This is a genomic window from Streptomyces capillispiralis (assembly GCF_007829875.1).
Taxonomy (GTDB): Bacteria; Actinomycetota; Actinomycetes; order Streptomycetales; family Streptomycetaceae; genus Streptomyces; species Streptomyces capillispiralis.
The window spans coordinates 555,843-575,295 of sequence record NZ_VIWV01000001.1; the positions used below are offsets into that span (position 1 = coordinate 555,843).

Annotated in this window: 12 protein-coding genes; 6 read left to right on the plus strand and 6 right to left on the minus strand. The window is 74.2% G+C overall.

The genetic code is table 11. The features are described 5' to 3' along the window. Nucleotides 1–85 precede the first annotated feature (85 nt). The 3 genes from FHX78_RS01875 to FHX78_RS01885 all read right to left on the minus strand — a co-directional run bounded on the left by FHX78_RS01875 (nucleotide 86) and on the right by FHX78_RS01885 (nucleotide 9,439). Entirely contained in the window at nucleotides 86–3,505 is a 3,420-nt protein-coding gene (locus FHX78_RS01875) for a glycosylhydrolase-like jelly roll fold domain-containing protein (protein WP_145865713.1), read from the minus strand. A gap of 45 nt (nucleotides 3,506–3,550) precedes the next feature. Further along, nucleotides 3,551–6,145, minus strand: coding sequence for a glycoside hydrolase family 127 protein (locus FHX78_RS01880; protein WP_145865714.1), 2,595 nt, complete (start codon nucleotides 6,143–6,145; stop codon nucleotides 3,551–3,553). A 288-nt stretch (nucleotides 6,146–6,433) separates the two neighbouring features. Then, a complete protein-coding gene (locus FHX78_RS01885) occupies nucleotides 6,434–9,439 on the minus strand; it encodes a glycosyl hydrolase (RefSeq protein ID WP_145865715.1) in 3,006 nt (1,001 codons plus the stop codon). A gap of 187 nt (nucleotides 9,440–9,626) precedes the next feature. Here FHX78_RS01885 and FHX78_RS01890 point away from each other — a divergent pair, with 187 nt between their 5' ends. The 4 genes from FHX78_RS01890 to FHX78_RS01905 all read left to right on the plus strand — a co-directional run bounded on the left by FHX78_RS01890 (nucleotide 9,627) and on the right by FHX78_RS01905 (nucleotide 13,712). Then, the gene (locus tag FHX78_RS01890; RefSeq protein ID WP_145865716.1) at nucleotides 9,627–10,283 is read left to right on the plus strand and encodes an HAD family hydrolase; all 657 of its coding nucleotides are present in this window, start codon (nucleotides 9,627–9,629) and stop codon (nucleotides 10,281–10,283) included. 414 nt (nucleotides 10,284–10,697) lie between these two features. Continuing rightward, on the plus strand, nucleotides 10,698–11,912 hold the full coding sequence (locus FHX78_RS01895; protein ID WP_145865717.1) for an FUSC family protein: 1,215 nt from the start codon (nucleotides 10,698–10,700) through the stop codon (nucleotides 11,910–11,912). A 394-nt stretch (nucleotides 11,913–12,306) separates the two neighbouring features. Beyond that, nucleotides 12,307–13,338: an SDR family oxidoreductase gene (locus tag FHX78_RS01900; protein ID WP_145865718.1), complete on the plus strand. Its 1,032-nt coding sequence runs from the start codon at nucleotides 12,307–12,309 to the stop codon at nucleotides 13,336–13,338. Between the two features lie 68 nt (nucleotides 13,339–13,406). Continuing rightward, on the plus strand, nucleotides 13,407–13,712 hold the full coding sequence (locus FHX78_RS01905) for a hypothetical protein (protein WP_145865719.1): 306 nt from the start codon (nucleotides 13,407–13,409) through the stop codon (nucleotides 13,710–13,712). 37 nt (nucleotides 13,713–13,749) lie between these two features. On the opposite strand, the gene FHX78_RS01910 is transcribed toward FHX78_RS01905, so the two are convergent. Continuing rightward, nucleotides 13,750–15,039 carry an ROK family transcriptional regulator gene (locus FHX78_RS01910; RefSeq protein ID WP_145865720.1) on the minus strand — a complete coding sequence of 430 codons (1,290 nt, stop codon included), beginning with the start codon at nucleotides 15,037–15,039 and terminating at the stop codon, nucleotides 13,750–13,752. Nucleotides 15,040–15,153: 114 nt separating this feature from the next. Next, nucleotides 15,154–16,134 carry a phosphotransferase family protein gene (locus tag FHX78_RS01915; RefSeq protein ID WP_145865721.1) on the minus strand — a complete coding sequence of 327 codons (981 nt, stop codon included), beginning with the start codon at nucleotides 16,132–16,134 and terminating at the stop codon, nucleotides 15,154–15,156. A 162-nt stretch (nucleotides 16,135–16,296) separates the two neighbouring features. Between FHX78_RS01915 and FHX78_RS01920 the strand changes: the two genes are divergently transcribed. Both FHX78_RS01920 and FHX78_RS01925 read left to right on the plus strand, forming a co-directional pair. Beyond that, nucleotides 16,297–16,785, plus strand: coding sequence for an FBP domain-containing protein (locus FHX78_RS01920; RefSeq protein WP_145865722.1), 489 nt, complete (start codon nucleotides 16,297–16,299; stop codon nucleotides 16,783–16,785). Between the two features lie 145 nt (nucleotides 16,786–16,930). Beyond that, complete coding sequence (locus tag FHX78_RS01925; RefSeq protein ID WP_145865723.1) at nucleotides 16,931–18,166, plus strand: FUSC family protein; 1,236 nt, start codon at nucleotides 16,931–16,933, stop codon at nucleotides 18,164–18,166. Between the two features lie 520 nt (nucleotides 18,167–18,686). On the opposite strand, the gene FHX78_RS01935 is transcribed toward FHX78_RS01925, so the two are convergent. Further along, complete coding sequence (locus tag FHX78_RS01935) at nucleotides 18,687–19,415, minus strand: DUF2470 domain-containing protein (RefSeq protein ID WP_145865724.1); 729 nt, start codon at nucleotides 19,413–19,415, stop codon at nucleotides 18,687–18,689. Nucleotides 19,416–19,453: the final 38 nt, after the last annotated feature.

A 19,453-nucleotide genomic window follows, 5' to 3' on the forward strand; every position in this document is an offset into this window, starting at 1 on the left:
TCCTGCCGGGTGAGTGGGCGGTCGGGGACGGAGGGGGGCGCGGTCCCGGGACCGGCCGGGCTGGGCGCGGTCCCGGGACCAGGGGTCAGACGCGGGGCAGTTCGACCGTCGCGCGGCGCCGGAACCGGAGGGTCACCGGGCCGAGCAGGCCGGACGGCAGGGGCTTCCTGCGTTCGTTGGACAGCGTGTTGGAGACGCGCACGCTCAGCGTGTTGCGCCCGGGGCGCAGCCGCTCGGTGACGTCGGCGACGAACGGCGCCCACAGCAGCGGCGGCAGCGCGGTGCCGTTGACGGTGACCTCGGCGACGTCGCGCACGTCCCCGAGGTCCAGCAGGACCCGGCGGCCGCGCAACCGGTCGGCGTCGACGTCGAGGTCGGTGGTGTAGGTGCCGCTGCCGGAGAACAGCGAGTCGTGCGCCGTCCAGCTGCCCAGGGGCGCGGTGACGGGGGTGGCGCCCTCGCGGGCGAAGGTGAACGTCCAGTCGCCGGTCACCGGGACCGGTTCGAGCGGGTCGTCGACGCGTACGGTACCGCGGTGCAGGTGGCGGCCGTCGGTGCCGGTGAGGGTGTGCGTGCCGGGCGCGGCGGCCTCCACGGTGGCCCTGAGCACCGTGCCGTGGCGTTCCACGGCCAGGACCGGCAGGGGCGAGTCCGTGAGGTGGGGTTCGTGCCGGACGCCGGGGCGCACCACGACGACGAGGCTCTGGTAGGGATCGAGGTCCAGCGGGAGCCGTACCCCGTCCTTGGTGCCGCGGTGCAGCGGGGCCGGGCCGCCGGTGCCGGTCTCCGGGTCCCAGATCTCGGGGACGCCGGCCGCGGGCAGGTCGGCGACGGTCGTGATCCGCTCGCCGCTCTCGTTGTTGAGCAGGAAGACGGTGTCCGCGCCCTGCCGCACGCGCAGCACCCGGAGGGCGCCCCGGGGCGGGTCGAGGACGGCGGCGGCCGCTCCGGCGTCGATCGCGGCGGCGCCCAGCGCGCCGGTGTCCGCGACCCGTACGGCGTGTCCGCGCCCGAGGGTGCGGCTGCCGGGTACGCGGTCGCCGAAGAGGCCGGCCAGACCGTGCGCGAGGCTGCGGTCGCTGCCGTCGGCCTCGTCGGTGTCCAGGGCGCCCACCGCGATCACGGTGCCGCCCGCGCGGACGAACTCGCGCAGCACCCGCAGGCCGGCCACGTCCAGGGTCGGTGTGGCGGGAACGACGACGAGGTCGTAGGCGGCGGCGCCGACCACGAGCCGGCCTCCGCGGACGTCGGCGTGGGCGCGCAGCGCCGGGTCGCCGGTGAGGGCGCCCTCGTGCAGCAGGTCGAAGTCGACCTGGGAGCGTTCCAGGGCGTAGGCGGCGTCGGAGAGCGGGCCGTCGACGGCTCCCTGCCGGTCGGTGCCCGTCGCCTGCTCGGCGGCGCGCTGCGGCTGGAGCAGCGCGGTGCGGGCGGCGGAGGTGCCGCGGCCGGCCTCCATGAGCCGTCCGATCCACTCGGCGAGCGGGCGCATCGCCCACCACCAGGGGGCGCGCGGGCCGAACGGCGGCGGGAAGTAGACGCGGGTCTCGTCGGTCCACAGCGCGTGCAGCACCGTCAGGTTGACGCCGCGGGCTGCCTGCGCGCCCACGGTGGCGTGCACGAAGGCGGGGGTGACCTGCCAGCCCATGTTGCCGAACATCTCCAGCAGGGCCCGTTCGCGTCCCATCTGGTGGGCGACGGAGACCGGGTTGCGGGGGATCATCGTGGGCTCGCCGGCCTTGTACTCGGCGGTGATGATGTCGCCGCCGGGCACCTGCGCCCACTGGTTGACCTTGTGCAGGTCGCCGGTGGTGACGATGCGCTTGGCGGGGGACGTCTCGTCGTAGAGGGGGTTGGTGATGAGGGAGACGCCCCACTCGTCGTAGAGGCGTGCCTGCTTCTCGAAGGCCCGGGCGAAGCGGTTGGAGACGGCCTGCCAGTAGCGGCCGCGGACGGTGCGGCCCGCCCGGCCGAGGTCGTCGAACGCGGCGGCGTAGGCGGTTCCGGGGGTGACGCCGACCGAGCGCAGGGCCCGGTCGAGGGAGGGCGACCACGGCAGGCGCTTGAAGTGGGCCTCGGCGGAGGCGAAGAAGGGCTCGTCGTCCCAGAAGCCGGGGACGACCGTGCCGAAGTACCGTCCGAAGCGGCGGTGGTACTCGGCGGGGACGATGTCCAGGAACAGCTCGACCGGTTCGTCGTCGAGCAGGTCGATGTAACTGCGGCTGTAGCCCTGGGAGTCGTCGACGAGGGCGACCCCGCCGAAGAGGTCCACCTGCCACTCCCCCGCCGGTACCTGCCAGGTGTGGTCGCCCGTCAGCCGGCCCGTGAGGTCGGCCACGTCGGCCGGGCCGGCCGCGCCCACGGGGCGTGCCGCCGCGGCGGCGAGGGTGAAGTGCTCGGTGGACAGGTCCTTCTCGGGGAAGACGCGGGCGGCGGAGGGCTCGTCGAAGGCCGAGTCGTACAGGACGGTGCCGTCGGCGCCTTCGACGGTGAGGTTCTCCCAGAGGGCGCGCTGGTCGTCGACGGCGCGCACACCGGCGCCGCCCGTGGCATGGGCGGAGTCCTGGACGGTGCCCTTGTCCCGGCCGTCGAGCGTGACGTGCACGCTGTCGGCGCGGACGGTGACCCGCAGGGTGTGGTACTTGGTCCGGTTGAAGCCGTCGGTGCGGGTGCTGCGCAGCAGTTCGGCCGGTTCGGCGCCGGGGGTGAGGCGGTGGACGGTGACCACGCCGGTCTGGTCGAAGGTGACGGCGTACCCGGCGCGCGCGTCGGCCGAGCCGCGGACGACGAGGCCGGCCGCGCCGTGTTCGGCCTTGGCGCTGCCGGTGACGGTGTAGTCGCCCCAGCCGGCGCTGTCGCGCAGGACGGTGGCGCCGTCGAGGACCGCGGCGTCGGCCACCAGGCGTCCCGCCTCCACGCCGACCCCGGTGCTGCGCCGCAGGTCCACGGCGGCGGGGCCGCGCACCACGGTGGTGGAGCGGGCCAGTGCCTTCAGGCGCAGCTCGGGGCGGGGGGCGTAGGTGCGGCCGCCGACCTGTCCGCCCTTGACGATGTACTCCCCGGCGCGACCGCTGGGGAAGTGGTCGTCGTTGAAGAGCCAGACGCGCATGCCGGTGCGTTCGGCGGTGCGCAGGACGTGGCCGACGATGTCGAACCACTCCTCGGTGAAGAACACCGGGGTCATCTCGGCGTTGTCGAAGGAGAAGAGGATCACCTCGTACATGCCCTTGTCCCGGAGGTCCGCCATCTGGCGGTCGACCAGGTCGGGGGTGACGGGGCCGTTCCAGTACCAGTAGACGGTGGGGCGGCTGTCGCGGCGCGGGTCGGCGAAGTGCCGGGGCGAGAAGGCCCCCCGGTCGGGTCCCGCGGAGGTGGGGGACGTCCCGGCGGCGTGGGCGGCCTCGGGCAGGCCCACGGCGACCAGGGCGCCGGTTGCTCCGGCGGCGGCCACGAACCGGCGTCTGGACAGGGGGCTTTCGGTGGGTCGGGGTGTCGCCTCTTCGGGCATGGCGCAGCTCCTGGAGTGGGTGGTGGTGGGGCGGGCGGGCGTCGTTCAGCCCTGGGCGAGCTGCCGTACCTCGTCGGCGGTGAGGGCCCGGTTGCGCAGCCGGAAGTCGCGGAACGCCCCGCGCAGGCAGGGGTGGGTGCTGTTCTGCGAGCGGCCGAGGAAGTTGCGGCTGGTGCGGCCGAGCAGCAGGGGGCTCGCCACCATGGCCGTGTTGCGGCCCGCCTCGGTCCCGTCGAGGTAGAGGACGCCGGTGCCGCCGCCGAGGGTGAGGGCGACGTGGACCCACCGGCCGGTGGGCAGCGGGCCGGTGGCGTCGATGACGTCCTCGCGCTCCATGCCGGAGATCTTCAGCGCCGCGCGGGCGCGGCCGGCACCCGTGGTGGCGGCGAGGAAGAGGTAGGTGTCCTTGTGGTAGCCGAGGTCGAAGACGCGCGCGGACGGGACGAGGGCGTCCACCCGGACGCGTACGGACACGGTCAGCTCGTCGAGTCCGCTGGGCAGTCCGGCGGGGAGCGCGATGTGGCCGTCGCGTCCGTCGAGGGTCACGGCGGTCACGCCGCCGTCGGTGCTCCAGGCGGCGCCGCCCGCGAGGGAGGCGGCGGCGAAGGTTCCGGTGCGGTCGGCGGCCGAGGTGCCGCTGCCCTCGTCGAGGGGGTAGCGGGCCACGTCCCGTGCGGGCGCGGGCCTCGGCGGGACGGCCCAGTACACGTTGTAGTGCTGGTGGTGGACCTCGTGGAAGGGGCGCAGGGAGACGCGGGCGCCGTCCGCGACCGCGCTGAACGCGGTGCGCTCGCCGGGGGTCCGGCGCAGGGTGTCGGGGCGGATGACGGGCAGGGTCGCCAGGCCGGTGTCGCCGTAGGTGCCGGCCAGCACCAGCGGACCGTAGGACAACGATGCCACCTGCGGGTTGTCGGGCGCGGGGCGCCAGACCGGGACGCGCGGCAGGACGAGTTCCACGGTGTCCCCGGTGCGCCAGTGGCGGGTGACGCCGGCGTAGGTGCCCGGTTCCAGCGGTGCCCCGGCGGTGCGGCCGTTGACCTTCAGCACGGCGCGCTCGTCGCCGTCGGCCACCCATCCGGGGACGCGGAGGCGCAGGGTGAAGCGCGCCTGTCCGCCGGTGACGGTGAGCCGGGTGCGGTCGCCGGCCGGGTACTCCGTCTCCTGGCGGATCGTCACGCCCGTCTGGCTCCAGTGGACCTCGGAGGGGATGAACAGGTTGACGTACAGCTCGGGCCGGCGGGTGCCGCGGCCGCGGAAGTAGATGGTGTCGGCGAACTTGGTGTGGGTCTCCAGGCCGGTGCCGTGGTCGCAGGAGAAGTTGTCGTAGTCGCCGCTGTAGCTGCCGGGGGCGGCGCCCAGTCCGCCCTTGGGCTCCCGCCGCGAACCCGCCCACAGCCCGGTGTAGTAGGTGACGAAGCCGTGTGCGGAGTCGGGGTCCTGCTCGGCGAGCATCTGGTTGTAGAGGGTCCACTCGTAGTGGTCCAGGTACTCGGCGCGCTCCGGCCGGTGGCGGAAGAGGTGCCGGCCGAGCTTGAGCATGTTGTAGCTGTTGCAGTTCTCGCAGGTGACCGTCGACAGGCGGCTGACGATCTCGCCGGGAGGGCCGAAGAGTTCCTTGTCGGAGTTGCCTCCGATGGCGTACGAGTGGTGGCGTACGACGGTGGTCCAGAAGGTGTCGGCGATGTCGAGGTACCGCCGCTCGCCGGTGGCCTCGTAGCCGGGCACGGCGCCGACCACCTTGGCGATCTCGGTGTTGGCGTGGCGGCCGGCGAGTTCGTCGCGGCCGGCGGCCAGCGGCGCGTACAGCTCGTCGTGGTCGAAGCGCCGCGCGGTGCGCAGGTGCGCCGGGTCGCCGGTCACCAGGTACAGCTGGGTGAGGACGTCGTTCATGCCGCCGAACTCGACCTTCAGCACGGTCTGCATCCGCTCGCGGGACAGCGGTGCCGTACGGGCGTCGGCCCAGGCGGCCATTTCCAGCAGGACGTCCAGCGCCTGCCGGTCACCGGCCAGCCGGTACTGGTCCAGCAGACCGGCCATGATCTTGTGCAGGGTGTAGTACGGCGCCCACGGCTTCCCTCCGGCCTCCAGCTGGTCGAAGACGGTCTCCGGGAAGGCGGAGAGGTAGCCCCGGTGGAAGCCGGCCGACGGCGCCGCCCGCTGGCACTCGGCCAGCGCCGAGACGAGCGCACGGGCCTTGTCCGCGTAGGCCCGGTCACCGGTGGCCGCGTGGGCCTGGGCCAGGGCGCTGAGGAGGTGTCCGGTGGTGTGGCCGCGCAGCTGGATGCCGGGCGCCTCCCAGCCGCCGCAGGGCTCCGCGTCCGACGGCAGGCCGACGTTCAGGCGGAAGGTGTGCAGCAGCCGGTCGATGTCGACGAACAGCAGGTAGGCGCAGGTGCGGCGCATGTTGGCGAGGAAGGGGCTGTCGAGCAGCCGGACCTCGGAGAGGGCGAACTCCTCCAGCTGCGGCCGCGGGCCGGCGGCGGCCGCGGTCGCGGTGGCGGTCGCGCCGGCCGGTCCGGCGGCCGCGGGTGCGGCCGTGGCCGTGGCCGTCGGTGTCGCGAGGGTCACGGCGGTCGCGGCGGACGCGGTGAGGAGGATCTGACGTCTGGACGGGGCGGGCCTGCCGGAATCTGCGGGCATGGCACGGGGCTCCCTTCACTGGCAACGGCGGAGGGTGGGTCAGGAACGGGGAGACCAACGGGAATTGAATCGTTTTACTCGACTCGGCGCAGACGCTAAGCGCCGCCGTAGCGAGCGTCAAGACTTCTCACAGGATGCGAACAGGGCGACGATCAGCCCCGTGACGTGCACCGCTCACCTGCACGCGGGCATGCCACCGCGCGGACGGGCCGGTACACCGTCCGCGCGGCGGCTGTCTCACGACCGCCGGAGAAATCCGGCGGGATCAAGGGGCGTTGAAACGTTCAATCAGAGGGCGGCCTGGGCGTACGGCACCAGCCGGACCGGACCCACGAGTCCGTGGTCCTGGCGGGCGAGGTTGCCGAAGACCTGCGGACGGGTCGTCCTGAGGCGGTTCACGAGGGGGGTGGCCACCTCGATCTCGACGGTGTTCTCGCCCCGCCGCAGCAGCGGGCCCACGTCGATCACCGGGCACATGCGGTCCGCCGGGCCCGGGTCCTCGCCGTTGACCGTGACCCGGAAGGTGTCGCTGACCTGCCCCAGGTCCAGGTGGGCGCCGTGCGAGGGGGTCCAGTCGTCCGGGAGCACGACGGTGGTGCGGTACCGGCCGACACCGGCCGAGTCCGCCAGCTCGGGGATGCGCGACCAGGGCAGCAGCGCGTCCAGCTCCAGGGTCCGGCGCACGGTCTCGGTCCGGGTCACGTCCGGGCCCGGGAACCAGTCCTCCACCTCGAGGTGCCACCGCTCCGGTTCGATCGGGGCGGGTACGGACGGCAGCACGGTGGTGACCGTACGGCCCCGCGAGAGGCGGGTCCGGTACGTGCCCGCCGCGCCGGCCCGTACGGTGAGCCCGTCACGGGTGAACAGCACCTCGTCGGCGTCCGTGGCGACGGCGTGCGGACGGTCGCCGTGGCCGTTGCCGAAGAGGCCCGGACGGCCCAGCGCGACGATGGTCGTCTGGCCCGGCCGCAGCGCGACGCGCAGCGTGACCTCGTCGCCCTCCCGCGTGTACGCCCCGACCCGCTCGGCCCTGCCGGTCCAGGGGTCCAGCAGGTACGGCACGAACGCGCGTCCACGGGTGCAGCGCAGGGTGACGTCGTGGTCGATCGCGGCCACGGGCGGCTTGACGGTCTCGGCGTGCTTGCCGTTGCAGAGGTAGTAGAAGTCCGCCTCCCGTGTCACGCGGTGCGCGTTGAGGAGCGTGGAGGCGGAGGCGTGGCGGACGTCGGGGGTGACGCCGAGGGCCGTCAGCGCCTCGCCGACCGCCGTCTTCTCGGTGACCCGGACGACGTTGGGCAGGGCGAGCAGGCGGGCCAGGACCTCGCGCAGCGACCCGGTCTCGCCCGGCGCCGGCACGCCCGGTGTGAGCGCCTGGTCGAAGGATCCGAGGAGCACCGTGGGCAGCCCGTCCTCGGCGAAGCGCAGCAGCTTGCGCGCGTCGGCCAGGGCGAGGGTCGGGGTGGAGCCGTGGAAGAAGTCGCCCTCGACGAACAGCGCCTTGTAGGCGGGGCCGTCGGGGGCCAGCCGGCCGCCGGCCACCCTGGCGTTCGGCAGGTCGAGGAGGGGGCCGCTGATGAACTGGTGGGTCCAGCCGAGCGGGACGCCGGTCGAGGTGAACCAGGACGCGCCGATGCCGGTGGCGGTGTAGCCGGTCTGCCGGAAGACCGCGACGTCGGCGCGGACCGTGCCGGCCTGGAGGACCTGGTGCACCCGGCCGAGGTAGCCGGAGATGTCCTCGGCGTGCCGCCAGGTCGGCTGCCGGGGCCCCCACGACTCGCCGTAGCCGGGGCTGCCGTTGTAGGGGCTGAAGGCGGCGAAGCCGGGCCACTGCGCCTCGGGGGCCTTCGCGTAGGAGAACCCGTGCAGGACGGTCTGGTTGACGCCCGCCGCGTAGGCGCCTCCCATGGTGCGCAGTACGCGGTCCCAGGTCGTGCTGTAGGCCGAGCCGTTGTAGGCGCCCGACTCGCAGGACAGCACCGTGTGTCCGGCCATGTCCCGGCCGCCGGCCAGGCAGCGGTAGTCGTCCAGGTTCTTGAAGCCGAGGGACTCGCCCTCGGCGATGTCGAGGATCGCGGCGGACTCGATGGCGTCCGTCTGCAGGCCGTAGGGCTGGGCGCGCAGGGTCATGTCCAGGGTGTGTGCCCAGTCCCGGAGGGCGCGGGTGTGGTGACGGTTGAACAGGTCGGACACGGTGGCCCAGAAGTCGTGTCTGATCTGCCGGGTGAGCTGGGCCTCGAAGGCGAACACCTGGTTGCTGTCGTCCAGGATCAGGGCCGGCAGGTGGGGCAGCAGGGGACGGCCCGTGCGCTTCTCGAACTCCTCCGGCAGCCGCTCCGTCCAGACCAGCCCCTCGGTCTCCAGTTCCACGGAGTCCTCGAAGAAGGCGCCGCCCGCCACTTCCAGCAGGCGCCGCAGGGAGTCGGTCAGGATCCGGCTCTCCCAGTAGTCGGTGACGGCGGTGGTGCCGGCCCGGCTGAGGTGGTCGACCACGTAGGCCGCCGGGGCGGAGTGCGGTCCGGATTCCGGCTGCTGTCCGGAACCCCGCTGCCAGTAGGAGAGCAGCACCCATTCGCCCTCGGCGGGCGCCGTCCAGGTCAGGGTGGAACCGGTGACGGCGGCGGTGAGGTCGCGGACGCTGTCCGGGTCGAGCCCGGTCTCCTTGCGCGTGGAGTTGGCCGTGGCGACGCGGGCCGCCTGGACGGCGACGAGACGCGCACGGGTGACACCGGGGGCGGCCTCGTGCACGGGCGGGGGGACCGGTCCGCTGTAGGTGGCGCCGCCGGCCAGCGCGACGCGTCCGTGGACGAGTTCCTTGGCCGCGGCCCCGTCGTCGGGGGTGACACCGGGCACAGCCACGGGCCAGCTCGGGCCGAGGGTGATGTCCACGCTCAGGCCGCGTCTCGCGGCCCGGCGCAGCGCCGCCTCGACGCCGTCGCGCCAGGGTCCGCTGCCCCAGCCGTGCCGGGCGGTGTCCAGCAGCGACTTGTCCTTGATGCTGTGGTGGACGGCGGCGATCTCGACGCCGCCGAAGCCCGCGTCCGCGATCTGGTCGATCTCGCGGGCTATCTCGTCGGTGTCCACCAGACCGTCCGGCCACCACCACCGGAACTTCGGGCGCACCGACCGGCCGGGGGCGGCGAACCAGTCGGCGGTGGGCTTGGCGCCGCCGGCGCCGGGACGTGCGACGGCGCCGGGCGCGGCCGCTCCGAGGGCGGCCGCGGCTCCCACGGTCACTGCCGCGGCCAGGACCGTGCGCCTGGACATCCCGCCACGCTGCGAGACGGTTTCGTACATGAGTGCACCTCAGGGAAGTTCAGAGGATTGAATCGTTTCAATCGCTGCCAAGCGCGGGAACGCTAAACCGCGCGGCTCGGGCAGGTCAAGGTGTTGGACACCAGCTGTTTTCCGCGAGGGGCCGTCCGGAGTGACGGACGGCCGGGGTGGTACCCGTACCGGACGCGAGGAAACGGAGGGACCACCTATGGAACGGGCGGCCGTGTTCGACGTCGACGGCACTCTCGTCGACACCAACCATCTGCACGTGACGGCTTGGTGGGAGGCGTTGCGGCAGGCCGGCCACCGGGTGCCGATGCACGCCGTCCACCGGGCCGTGGGCCTGCCCTCCACCGACCTGGTCGCCCATCTGCTCGGCGCGGACCGCGACCCCGCCCGCGACGCCGAACTGAGCGCCGCGCACAAGGCGTTGTACGGTCAGTTCTTCGACCGGCTGCCCGCGCTCCCGGACGCCGGCCGGCTGCTGAAACGATTGCACCGGGACGGCTGGGCCGTGGTGCTCGCCACCTCGGCCGGCGGCGCCGAACTGAGCGCGCTGCGCCGCGCGATCGACGCGGACGAGGCCATCGGCGCGACGGCGAGCGCCGACGACGTCGAGGAGGGCAAGCCCTCCCCTGAGCCCGTCGAGCACGCCCTGGAGCTGGCCGGGGTCCCGGCCGAGCGGGCGGTGTTCGTCGGGGACACGGTGTGGGACATGCGGGCGGGCAGCCGCGCCGGCGTGCGCTGCGTGGGCGTGTTGTGCGGGGGCATCCCGCGCACCGACCTGGAGGAGGCCGGCGCGGACGCGGTCTACGACGACCCGGCCCACCTGCTGGCGACGCTGGCGGACGGTCCGCTGGCGTGAGGGGGTGGGCTTGAGGGCTGGGAGCTGGGGGCCGGGGGTTGGAGGTTGGGGGCTGGGGGTTGGGGGCCGGTGCTTGAGGGCCGGGGCTCAAGGGCCGGTGCTTGCCGGCCGGCTCGTGAGGGCCGGCGCTTGGTGTCCGGTGCGCGGAGTTCGGTGCCCGGTGTCCGATGCTTGGTGTCCGGTGCTCGGTGTCCGGTGCTTGAGACGCTGCGCTTGCCCTCCGGCACCTCAGGGCCCGGCGCCTCCCGTCCGGCGCATGGGGTGCGGTGGCTCGAAGTCCGTTGGCGGGCAGCCCAGTTGAAGCGGTCAGTGCGCGAGGACGATGGCCGGAGCGCGGAAGAGCCGGTCGCCCCGGACGGGACAGGATGAGACCCGGTGGCATGAGATCCCGTACGGCCGGGATACCCGCAGCGCATGACACGTGCGAGGGAAGAACTGGGGCAGCGGGGCACCGTCGGGCGAGTGGCCTCGCCCGCGCGGCTGGCGGACGCCGTGCGACGGGACGCGCGGTCCTGCGGCCGGGCGGCACGGGCCGCGTGGCGCGGGCCGGGACGGGAACGGGATCTGCTGGTCCAGTCGCTGAAGGCGGCCGCGGCGGCACTGCTGGCCTGGCTGGTGGCGCGGGTCTGGCTCGACGACCCGATGGCCCTGATGGCGCCCTGGGTGGCGCTGGTCCTGGTACAGGCCACCGTCTACAGCTCGCTGCTCCAGGCGGCACGGCAGTTCACCGCCATCTGCGTCGGGGCCCTGGTGGCGTCGGGGGCGCAGGCGGTCACCGGCGACACGACGGGCGCCCTCGCGCTGTCCGTACCGGTGCTGGTCCTGCTGTCGAACTGGCCCCGCTTCGGTGACCAGGGCATCTTCGCCGCCACCACGGCGGTGTTCACCATCGCCTCGGGAACGGTGAGCGCGGTCGCCGTCGGACACCGGCTGGGGCAGGCGGCGCTCGGCGCGGTCATCGGCGTCGCCGTGAACGCGCTCGTGCTGCCCCCCATCCACCTGCGGGACGTACGGGAGAACCTGGCGGCGCTCGCCCGGGAGGCGGGCGACGTGCTGCACGCCGTCGCCGGGGACCTGCGCGAGGGCGAGTGGGACGCGCAGACCGCCGCCCGCTGGCTCGACGCGTCGGCCCGGCTGCGCAACCGCGTGGACGCCCTGCGCTCGGCCCGGGGCTGGAGCAGGGAGAGCCTGCGGCTGACCTCGGGCGCCCTGCGCGCCCTGCACCGGCTCCCGACGAAGGCCGTACCACCGGAGGAGGAGGACGACCGCTTCGGCCGCGTCACCGGACACGTCACGGCGCTGACCCGCACGCTGGCGGTGGCCGCCGACGAGGACCGCACGCCCGCCGCACCGGACGCCGAGGTCCTGCGCTGCTACGCGGAACTGCTGGAGCTGATCGGTGACAGTTGCCGTGCGGAGGCCGACCGGCTGCTGGACGCCGGTGCGCGGACGGATCCCCTCCTGGACGAGCGGACCGACGCGGTGATGCGTGACCTGCACGCGAGGCTCCAGGAGGGCTTGCGGGAGCACGCCGGGCAGGGTGCCGCGCGGACGGCGGTCCTGGGCACCCTGCTGCTCCAGGCCGAGAACCTCTGGGCCGACCTCGACCCCGGCGCGCAAGGGCGGTGACGGCCACCGGGACAGCGGCGGGCAGGTGCCGGTGACACACATCACCTCCACGCCACGGCCGGCGCGGAACAGGAGGAGCCGGTCGCCCGTTGAACAGACCGTGGGTGCGGATGGGACAGTGTCCCCGGGCCTCACCATTCGCCCACAGGGACGATCGTTCGGCTGAAGCCCTGTGGAGCCTTTCGCCGAGAGGCGACCGCCATCCGTGCCCACCACTTGGCCGCCCCGGCCGTGATTCCCCCGTCGCGGTCGGGGCTTCCCCATGCCGCCGCACGGTGTGTCCGCACCGCCCCCGGACCGGCCCCCGCTCCCCCTCCCCTACGCACGCGGTCGGTCCGCGGATCCCGGGGTACTCGGTCGGCTCCGCGGAGCATGCGGCCGAGAGGAGCGGAAGGTGAACAGCGGAACGGGCATGAGGGTCGTCGTCACGGGCGCCACCGGCAATGTCGGGACCAGCGTGGTGCGGGTCCTCTCGGAGGAGACGGAGGTCGCCTCCGTACGGGGTCTGGCCCGGCGGATCCCCGAGTGGTCGCCGCCGAAGACCGAGTGGTCGGCCGTCGACCTGGCCTCGGACCGGGCCGATCTGGTCGAGGAGTTCGCCGGCGCGGACGCGGTCGTCCATCTGGCCTGGGCGTTCCAGCCGACGCACGACCCGGCGACCACCTGGCGCACCAATGTGCTCGGCAGCATGCGGGTGTTCGACGCGGTGGCCGAGGCGCGGGTGCCGGCGCTGGTGCACGCCTCGTCGGTCGGGGCGTACTCGCCGGGCCCGAAGGACCGGTCGGTGACCGAGTCGTGGCCGACGCACGGCTGGCCGGACGCCGCGTACTGCCGGGAGAAGGCCTACCTCGAACGGGCGCTGGACACGTTCGAGCGGGACAACCCGGAGACGCGGGTGGTGCGGATGCGGCCCGCGTTCCTGTTCAAGCGGGAGTCGGCGAGCGAGCAGCGCCGCATCTTCGGCGGCCGCTTCCTGCCCGGTCCGCTGGCGCGGCCCGGCCTGCTGCCCTTCCTCCCCGACATCCCGGGGCTGCGGGCGCAGGTGCTGCACACCGACGACGCCGCCCACGCCTACCGGCTGGCCGTGCTGTCCCCCGACGCGCGCGGTGCCTTCAACCTCGCCACCGAGCCGGCCGTCGACGCGGAGCTGCTCGGCGAGATGCTCGGAACCCGCCGGGTGCGGCTGCCCCGCACCGCGGCCCGCTCGGCGGTCGCCGCCGCCTGGGGGCTGCGTCTGCTGCCCGCCTCCCCGCACCTGTTCGACGCGGTGCTGAGGCTGCCGCTGATGGACTGCACGCGTGCCCGGGTGGAGCTGGGCTGGCGGCCGGTGCGCATGGCGACTCAGGTGGTGGAGGAGTTCCTGGAGGGCATGCGGGAGGGGGCGGGGGAACGCACGGAACCGCTGCGCGGACGCAAGGTGGGCTGAGCGGCGGGTTTCCCCGGCCCGGTGGGAGGTACCCGCGAGGGCCCAGGTACGAACGAAGGGAGAGCGCCGTGACCGACCACCGCCTCGAAGGACCCGGTGAGAACGGCGTCGGCGTCCCCCGCGACCTGCCCGACCAGCAGGCCGGGGCGGGCGAGGACCCCTGGGAGGTCGCGCCCGCCGCCGCGGAGCGGGAGAGCGAGTCCCGCGAGCCGGAGGAGTCGCCCGAGCAGGGCGGGGCGCGGGAGCAGCCGGAATCGGGCGGGAGCGAGCCCGACGTCCCCGACACGGACGAGGCCGGCACCGGCCGGCAGGGTGCCCCGCACTCGGCGTCCGGCAACCCCGAGCAGCCGGTGCCGGACGAATCCTCCGCGTGACGCGGAGGCAAGGACGGCTCGCGCGCCGGGAACGGTGTCAGCGCGGGGCGCGGTCCTGGAGCGCCGTGTGCCAGGCGGGCGGTGGTGCCTGCGGGTCCGGGTCGGGGCGCCGGCCGCCCCGGGAGAAGAAGTCGGCGAGCGGCAGGATCGCGGCGCCGACGGTGACGGCGTCGGGTCCCAGGCGGCCCAGTTCGATCGTCACCTTCTCGGCCGGATGGCGCAGCGCGTACGACAGGGCGTGCTTGCGCACGGCGGGCAGGAAGCGGGAGCCGAGCTGGAGGCCCGCCCAGCCGCCCATCAGGATGCGCTCCGGCTGGAAGAGGTTGATCAGGTCGGAGAGACCGGCGCCGAGGTACTCGGCGGTCTCCTCCAGCACCGCGAGCGCGACCGGGTCGGCGGGTGTGCCGTCGGCCGGGTAGGCGGCGGCGAGCATCGTCGTCAGCGCCGTCTCCTCGTCGGTGCCCCCGGGCACCCGGCCGCCCTCCTCGCGCCACCGGGCCAGCAGTGACTCGGCGCCCGCGTAGGCCTCCAGGCAGCCGAGGGCGCCGCAGCGGCAGCGGCGTCCCCGCACCCGTACCGTCAGGTGTCCCCATTCGACCGCCCGGCCGTGTTCGGCCTCGGGCGTGACCAGGCAGGCGCCGACGCCCGAGCCGAAGAGCACCACGAGGGCGTTGCGCGCGCCGCGTCCGGCGCCGAACCACATCTCGGCCTGCCCGAGGGTCTTGGCGCCGTTGTCGATGAAGTAGGGCACCGCGTCGGGCAGGGGGGAGCCGGTGCGCAGCAGGGACTCCAGCGGGATCGCGTTCCAGCCGATGGTCTGCCCGTGCACCACCGCGCCCCGGTCGGGGGTGCGCTCGACGATGCCGGGGACGCCGATGCCGACGCCGAGGAGCCGCGCGGGGTCGAGGCCGGCGGTGGCGAGCACCTCGTCGATGCCGGAGCGGATGTGGTCGACGATGACCTCGACCTCGTAGCGCTGCTGCTCCAGGGGCAGTTCCGCGCGGGCGAGCTCGGTGAGGGTCAGGTCGAACAGTTCGACGCGCACCCGGGTCTCGCCGACGTCGACGCCGATCATGTGGCCGCTGACCGGCGCCACCCGCAGCAGGGTGCGCGGGCGGCCGCCGTCGGAGTCGACGCTGCCGGCCTCCTCCACCAGGCCGTCGGCGACCAGGTCGGCGACGACGTTGCTCACGGAGCCCGAGCTGAGCCCGGTTGCGGGGCCGAGCTCGAAGCGGCTGAGCGGGCCGTCGAAGTACAGCCGTTGCAGCACGGCCGTGCGGTTGGCCCGCCTGAGGTCGCGTACCGTGCGCCCGTTCCGCCCCGCCATGTGGCTCCCTCCGCTCCCGTGCCCGACCTGCAACATACCGTCGGGGCCCGGATCGGCGCGACTTTCTCGCACCCTTATTTCATGTTGTGAACTAACAGGGCCCGGCGAGGGTGATCAGCGGAGCGCGGTGATCTCGTCCAGGGCGGCCCCCAGTTCCGGTGCGACCGCCTCCTGGAGCCAGCGGTCGTGATCGGCCCCGGACGCCCGCGGGACGGTCTCGGTGAGCATGATCAGGTAGAGGTAGGCGCGGTAGAGGGCGAGGCGGAGACGGGCCGCCCGGTCGAACACGGCGCGGCCCCCGGCCTCCTCGTATCCGGCGAGGAACGCCTCGTCCTCCCTGATGTCGCCGAGCAGGGCCAGGGAGACGAAGTCGGCGAGCGGGTCGCCCCAGAGCATGCGCTCCCCGTCGATGAGCCCGCCGATCCGGGCGGGCCCCCGCGCCGGGCGCTCCACCAGGATGTTGCCCGGCCACAGGTCGAAGTGGACCAGGGCCGGGACGGTGACCTCGTCGAGTGCCGGGGCGGCGGTGGCGAGCACGCCGGCCACCTCGTCCACGGGGCGGGGCAGCCGTGCCCCGTAGTGGCGGGCGTCGGCGAGCACGGCGTCGGTCATCGCGGTGAACGCCGTGCGCCAGTCGGGGGCGAGCGGGCCGAGGGCGCCGGACGGGTAGCCGAACCCGGGTCCGGTCACCCGGTGCAGCCGGGCCACCTGGCGGCCCAGCTCGGTCCGCAGCTCCGTCCGCTCCTCGCCGGCCGGTGCCGCCTGCGTCCAGGGCGAGCCGGGGCGGGCGGTCATCAGCAGGTACGGCAGGGCGGTGTCCCCGCCGGCCGACACGGCACGCGGCGCCGGCACCCGGGCCTCGGCGGCGCGCACGCAGAACTCGGCCTCGGCGACCAGCAGCCGGCGCTCGTGCCGCAGGCCGGGGGTGGCGGGCGCGGGCGGGATCTTGAGCACGTAGCGGTGCCCGTCGGTGAGGAGGATCTCCTCCACGGTGTTGTACGTGCCTCCGCCCAGCGGACGCACCCGGGCCAGGGAGCCGGGCGACAGCCCCGCCCCCGCCAGCACGCGCCGGGCCCGCTCCCAGGAGTCCCCCATCGTGTCCGCCTCTCTCTCGACGACCGCGGCCGGTACAGCCTAGGGAACGGACGGGGGCGCGGTCCCGGGAAAAACCACTGGCTCGCCCGGCCCGCGCCTCCCTACCCTGACCCTGAAACCTAGACCCCCTAGGTTTCGACAGCACGCCCAGGAGACACCCCCATGAGAGCACTCACCGAGCAGGACATCCGCACGTCGTTCATCAACTGCTCGAAGGGTGAGGCCAAGCGGCTGGCCATCCCCCGTGACCTGGGTGAACAGCCGTGGGACGACCTCGACTTCCTGGGCTGGCGCGATCCGGGGGCGCCCGACCGCAGCCATCTGGTCACCGAGCGGCAGGACCGGCTCGTCGGGGTGGCCCTGCGCTTCCAGCCGGCCCGGCGCGGGTTCCTGCACCGCAGCATGTGCTCCCTGTGCCTGACGACCCATCCGCGTGGCGGCGTCTCGTTGATGACCGCGCGCAAGGCGGGCCCGGCCGGGCGGGAGGGCAACTCGGTGGGTGCCTACATGTGCACCGACCTGGCCTGTTCCCTGTACCTGCGCGGCATGAAGGTGCCGGAGAGCGGGGCCCGCTTCGAGGAGAGCCTCACGCTGGACGAGCAGATCGCCCGCATGCGGCGCAACCTGTTCGCCTTCCTCGACAAGCTCTAGCCCCGCCCCCGGCCACACTCCGGACCGGCCCCGGACCAGCAGGACCCCGGCACCCGCGACGAGATATGCCCCCATTTGCCCACCGGCCGACTACCGTCGCTCCGAGAAACGTTCGATGCGCCGGGGGAAGGGGAACCGTCGGAGGATGCGAGTGGTACGTGAGTGGACGGCGCCGGCCCTTCAGTTCGTCAAGCGACGCCGGGACCCGGTGACGGTGCAGACCGTGCGGTCGGCGGCCGCGGCGACGGTCGCCTACGTCATCGCGTTGCGGCTCAGTCCGGAGGCCGCCCCCCTCACCGCGCCCCTGACCGCGCTGCTCGTCGTCCAGGTCACCCTGTACTCCACGCTCACCACCGGTGTGCGCCGGGTGAACTCGGTGGTGGCCGGCGTCGTCGTCGCCATCGCCTTCAGTCTGCTGGTCGGCCTGACCTGGTGGAGCCTGGGGCTGCTGATCCTGGCGTCACTGGTGGTCGGGCATGTCGTCCGGGTGCACGAGTTCGTGCCGGAGGTGGCGATCAGCGCCATGCTGGTGCTCGGGGTGACCACCGTCGGGGACACGGCCTGGGCGCGGATCCTGGAGACGCTGATCGGCGCGGTCGTCGGGCTCGGCTTCAACCTGCTGCTGGCACCGCCTGTGTGGGTGGAGGAGGCCGGGGAGTCGATCGAGGGAATGGCACGCCGGGTCCGGCAGTTGATGCTGCGCGTCGGTGAACAGGCCGCGGTCCGGACGCCCGTGCACCACGCGGCGGCCCGGCTGCACGAGGCCCGCCGCCTGGACCACGACATCGTCGAGGTGGACGCGGCCCTGCGGCAGGCGGAGGACAGCCTGCGGCTCAACCCGAGGGTGCGGGAGGGCCTGCTGCACCGGGTGGTGCTGCGCACGGGCCTGGACACCCTGGAGATCTGCACGGTCGTCCTGCGGGTGCTGGCGCGCACGCTGACCGACCTCGCCAAGGAGCGCAAGTCGGAGCCGCTGTTCGAGCCGGAGACGGGCGCCACGCTGGAACAGCTGCTGTCCGAGATCGCCGACGCGGTGGTGAGCTTCGCGGTACTGGTCACCACGAGTGTCAGTACGAGCGCCGAGTCGGCGGAGGAACGTCTCTCCTCCCAGCTGCGGCAGGCCGCCACCACCCGCGACAAGCTGGCGCAGCTGCTGCTGGAGGGCGTGCAGCGGGACGCCCGCGAGTGGCAGTTGCAGGGCGCGGTGCTGACCGAGGTCAACCGCATCCTGGACGAGATGGACACCGAGCACCGCTCGCGGCGGCTGCTGGAGGAACTGGACCTGCACACCCGGGAGCAGCGCGAACGGATGCCGCGGATCGGCCGGCTGTGGGAGCGGCTGCGCCGGAAGCGTCGTGCCGCCGCCGGACGTTCCCGGTGAGACGGCCCGCCGGAGGGGCGGACGAGCGGCACCGGCGTACGCGGCGCCGGGCACCCGGTGCGGCTGCCGGGCGGCGCGGCGACGCGGTACCGCTTGCACGCCGTGGGTGAGCGACGCCGAGGTGGCTGCGGCGACGGGGACGAGCGACGACCTGGGGTGCGTGGATGAGCAGGGCCGACCGGAGCGGGCGCCGTTTCGTCGGGGCCGTCACGGGGCCGGCCGCCGGGGCCGCGCTCCCGGCGTGCGACGGCACTCCGTCACCGGGCGGCCCGCCGTCCCCGATGGCCGCCGGGACGAGCACGGGCCCGCACCGCGAGAGCGGCCGGGCCTCCGGTCCGCGCCCGCTCTTCCTGGAGGCGTACACCTCGGTCGACGGCGGCGGCAAGGGCATGGGACCGGCCGAGTACGACCCCGTGACGGGGCGGATCACCGGGACCGGCACGCTCACCGGCGTCGGCGATCCGTCGTATCCGGCGGTGCATCCGGAAGTGAACTGCGGCAGGCGGGCGAGCCGTTCGCCTCACCGGTCGCCGTCCGCGCGCTGCCGCTGCAGTGCCCGCGGGCAGGACGCGGCGGCCGCCTGGGAGAGCAGCACGTGCACGCGTTCGGTGAGCTGGCCGACGCTGTCGGCGGGCGCGTGGAACGGCAGCCGTACGTCGCCGCCGGCGCGGACGCGTTCGATGCGCAGGGTCAGCCCGTGGCGGTCGACGGCGAGCGGCTGGACGCGGACCGCGCCGTGCAGGCTGCCGGTGTCGACCAGGCGGGTCAGCCGTTCGATCGCGTCGGCGTGGCAGTCGGCGAGGTGGGTCAGCAGCCGGGCCTCGGCTCCCGCGAGCGGGTCGGGCTCGGCGGCGGCGAAGTCGTCGACGTCGACGACCACGGCGCCGGACGGCTGCCGCAGCACCACGCGCGTCGGCTGGAAAAGAAGGTGTCCGTCCTGGACGGAGAACCAGCCGGCGAGCCACAGCCGGGCACGGATCCGGTTGCGCACCGGCACGGGGGCGACGTCGGCGAACTCCAGCACGGCGGACGGCTCACCTCGGGGCGCGCAGATCGCGGCGGCGAGCAGGGCGCTGTCCTCGGGCACGTGCAGCAGCACCCGTCCGTCGTCGGTCACCGCGTGCGCGCCGACGAGCTCCTCGCGGGTGCCCTCCGCGGTCACCGCGCAGGACCACGCGGTGGCGAGCACCGAGCGGGCCCGCTCGGCCGCGCCGGGCGTGGCCGTCCAGCCGTGCGTGTCGTCACCCATCCCGAACCTCCTCTTAGGTAAGCCTTGCCTAACCTATC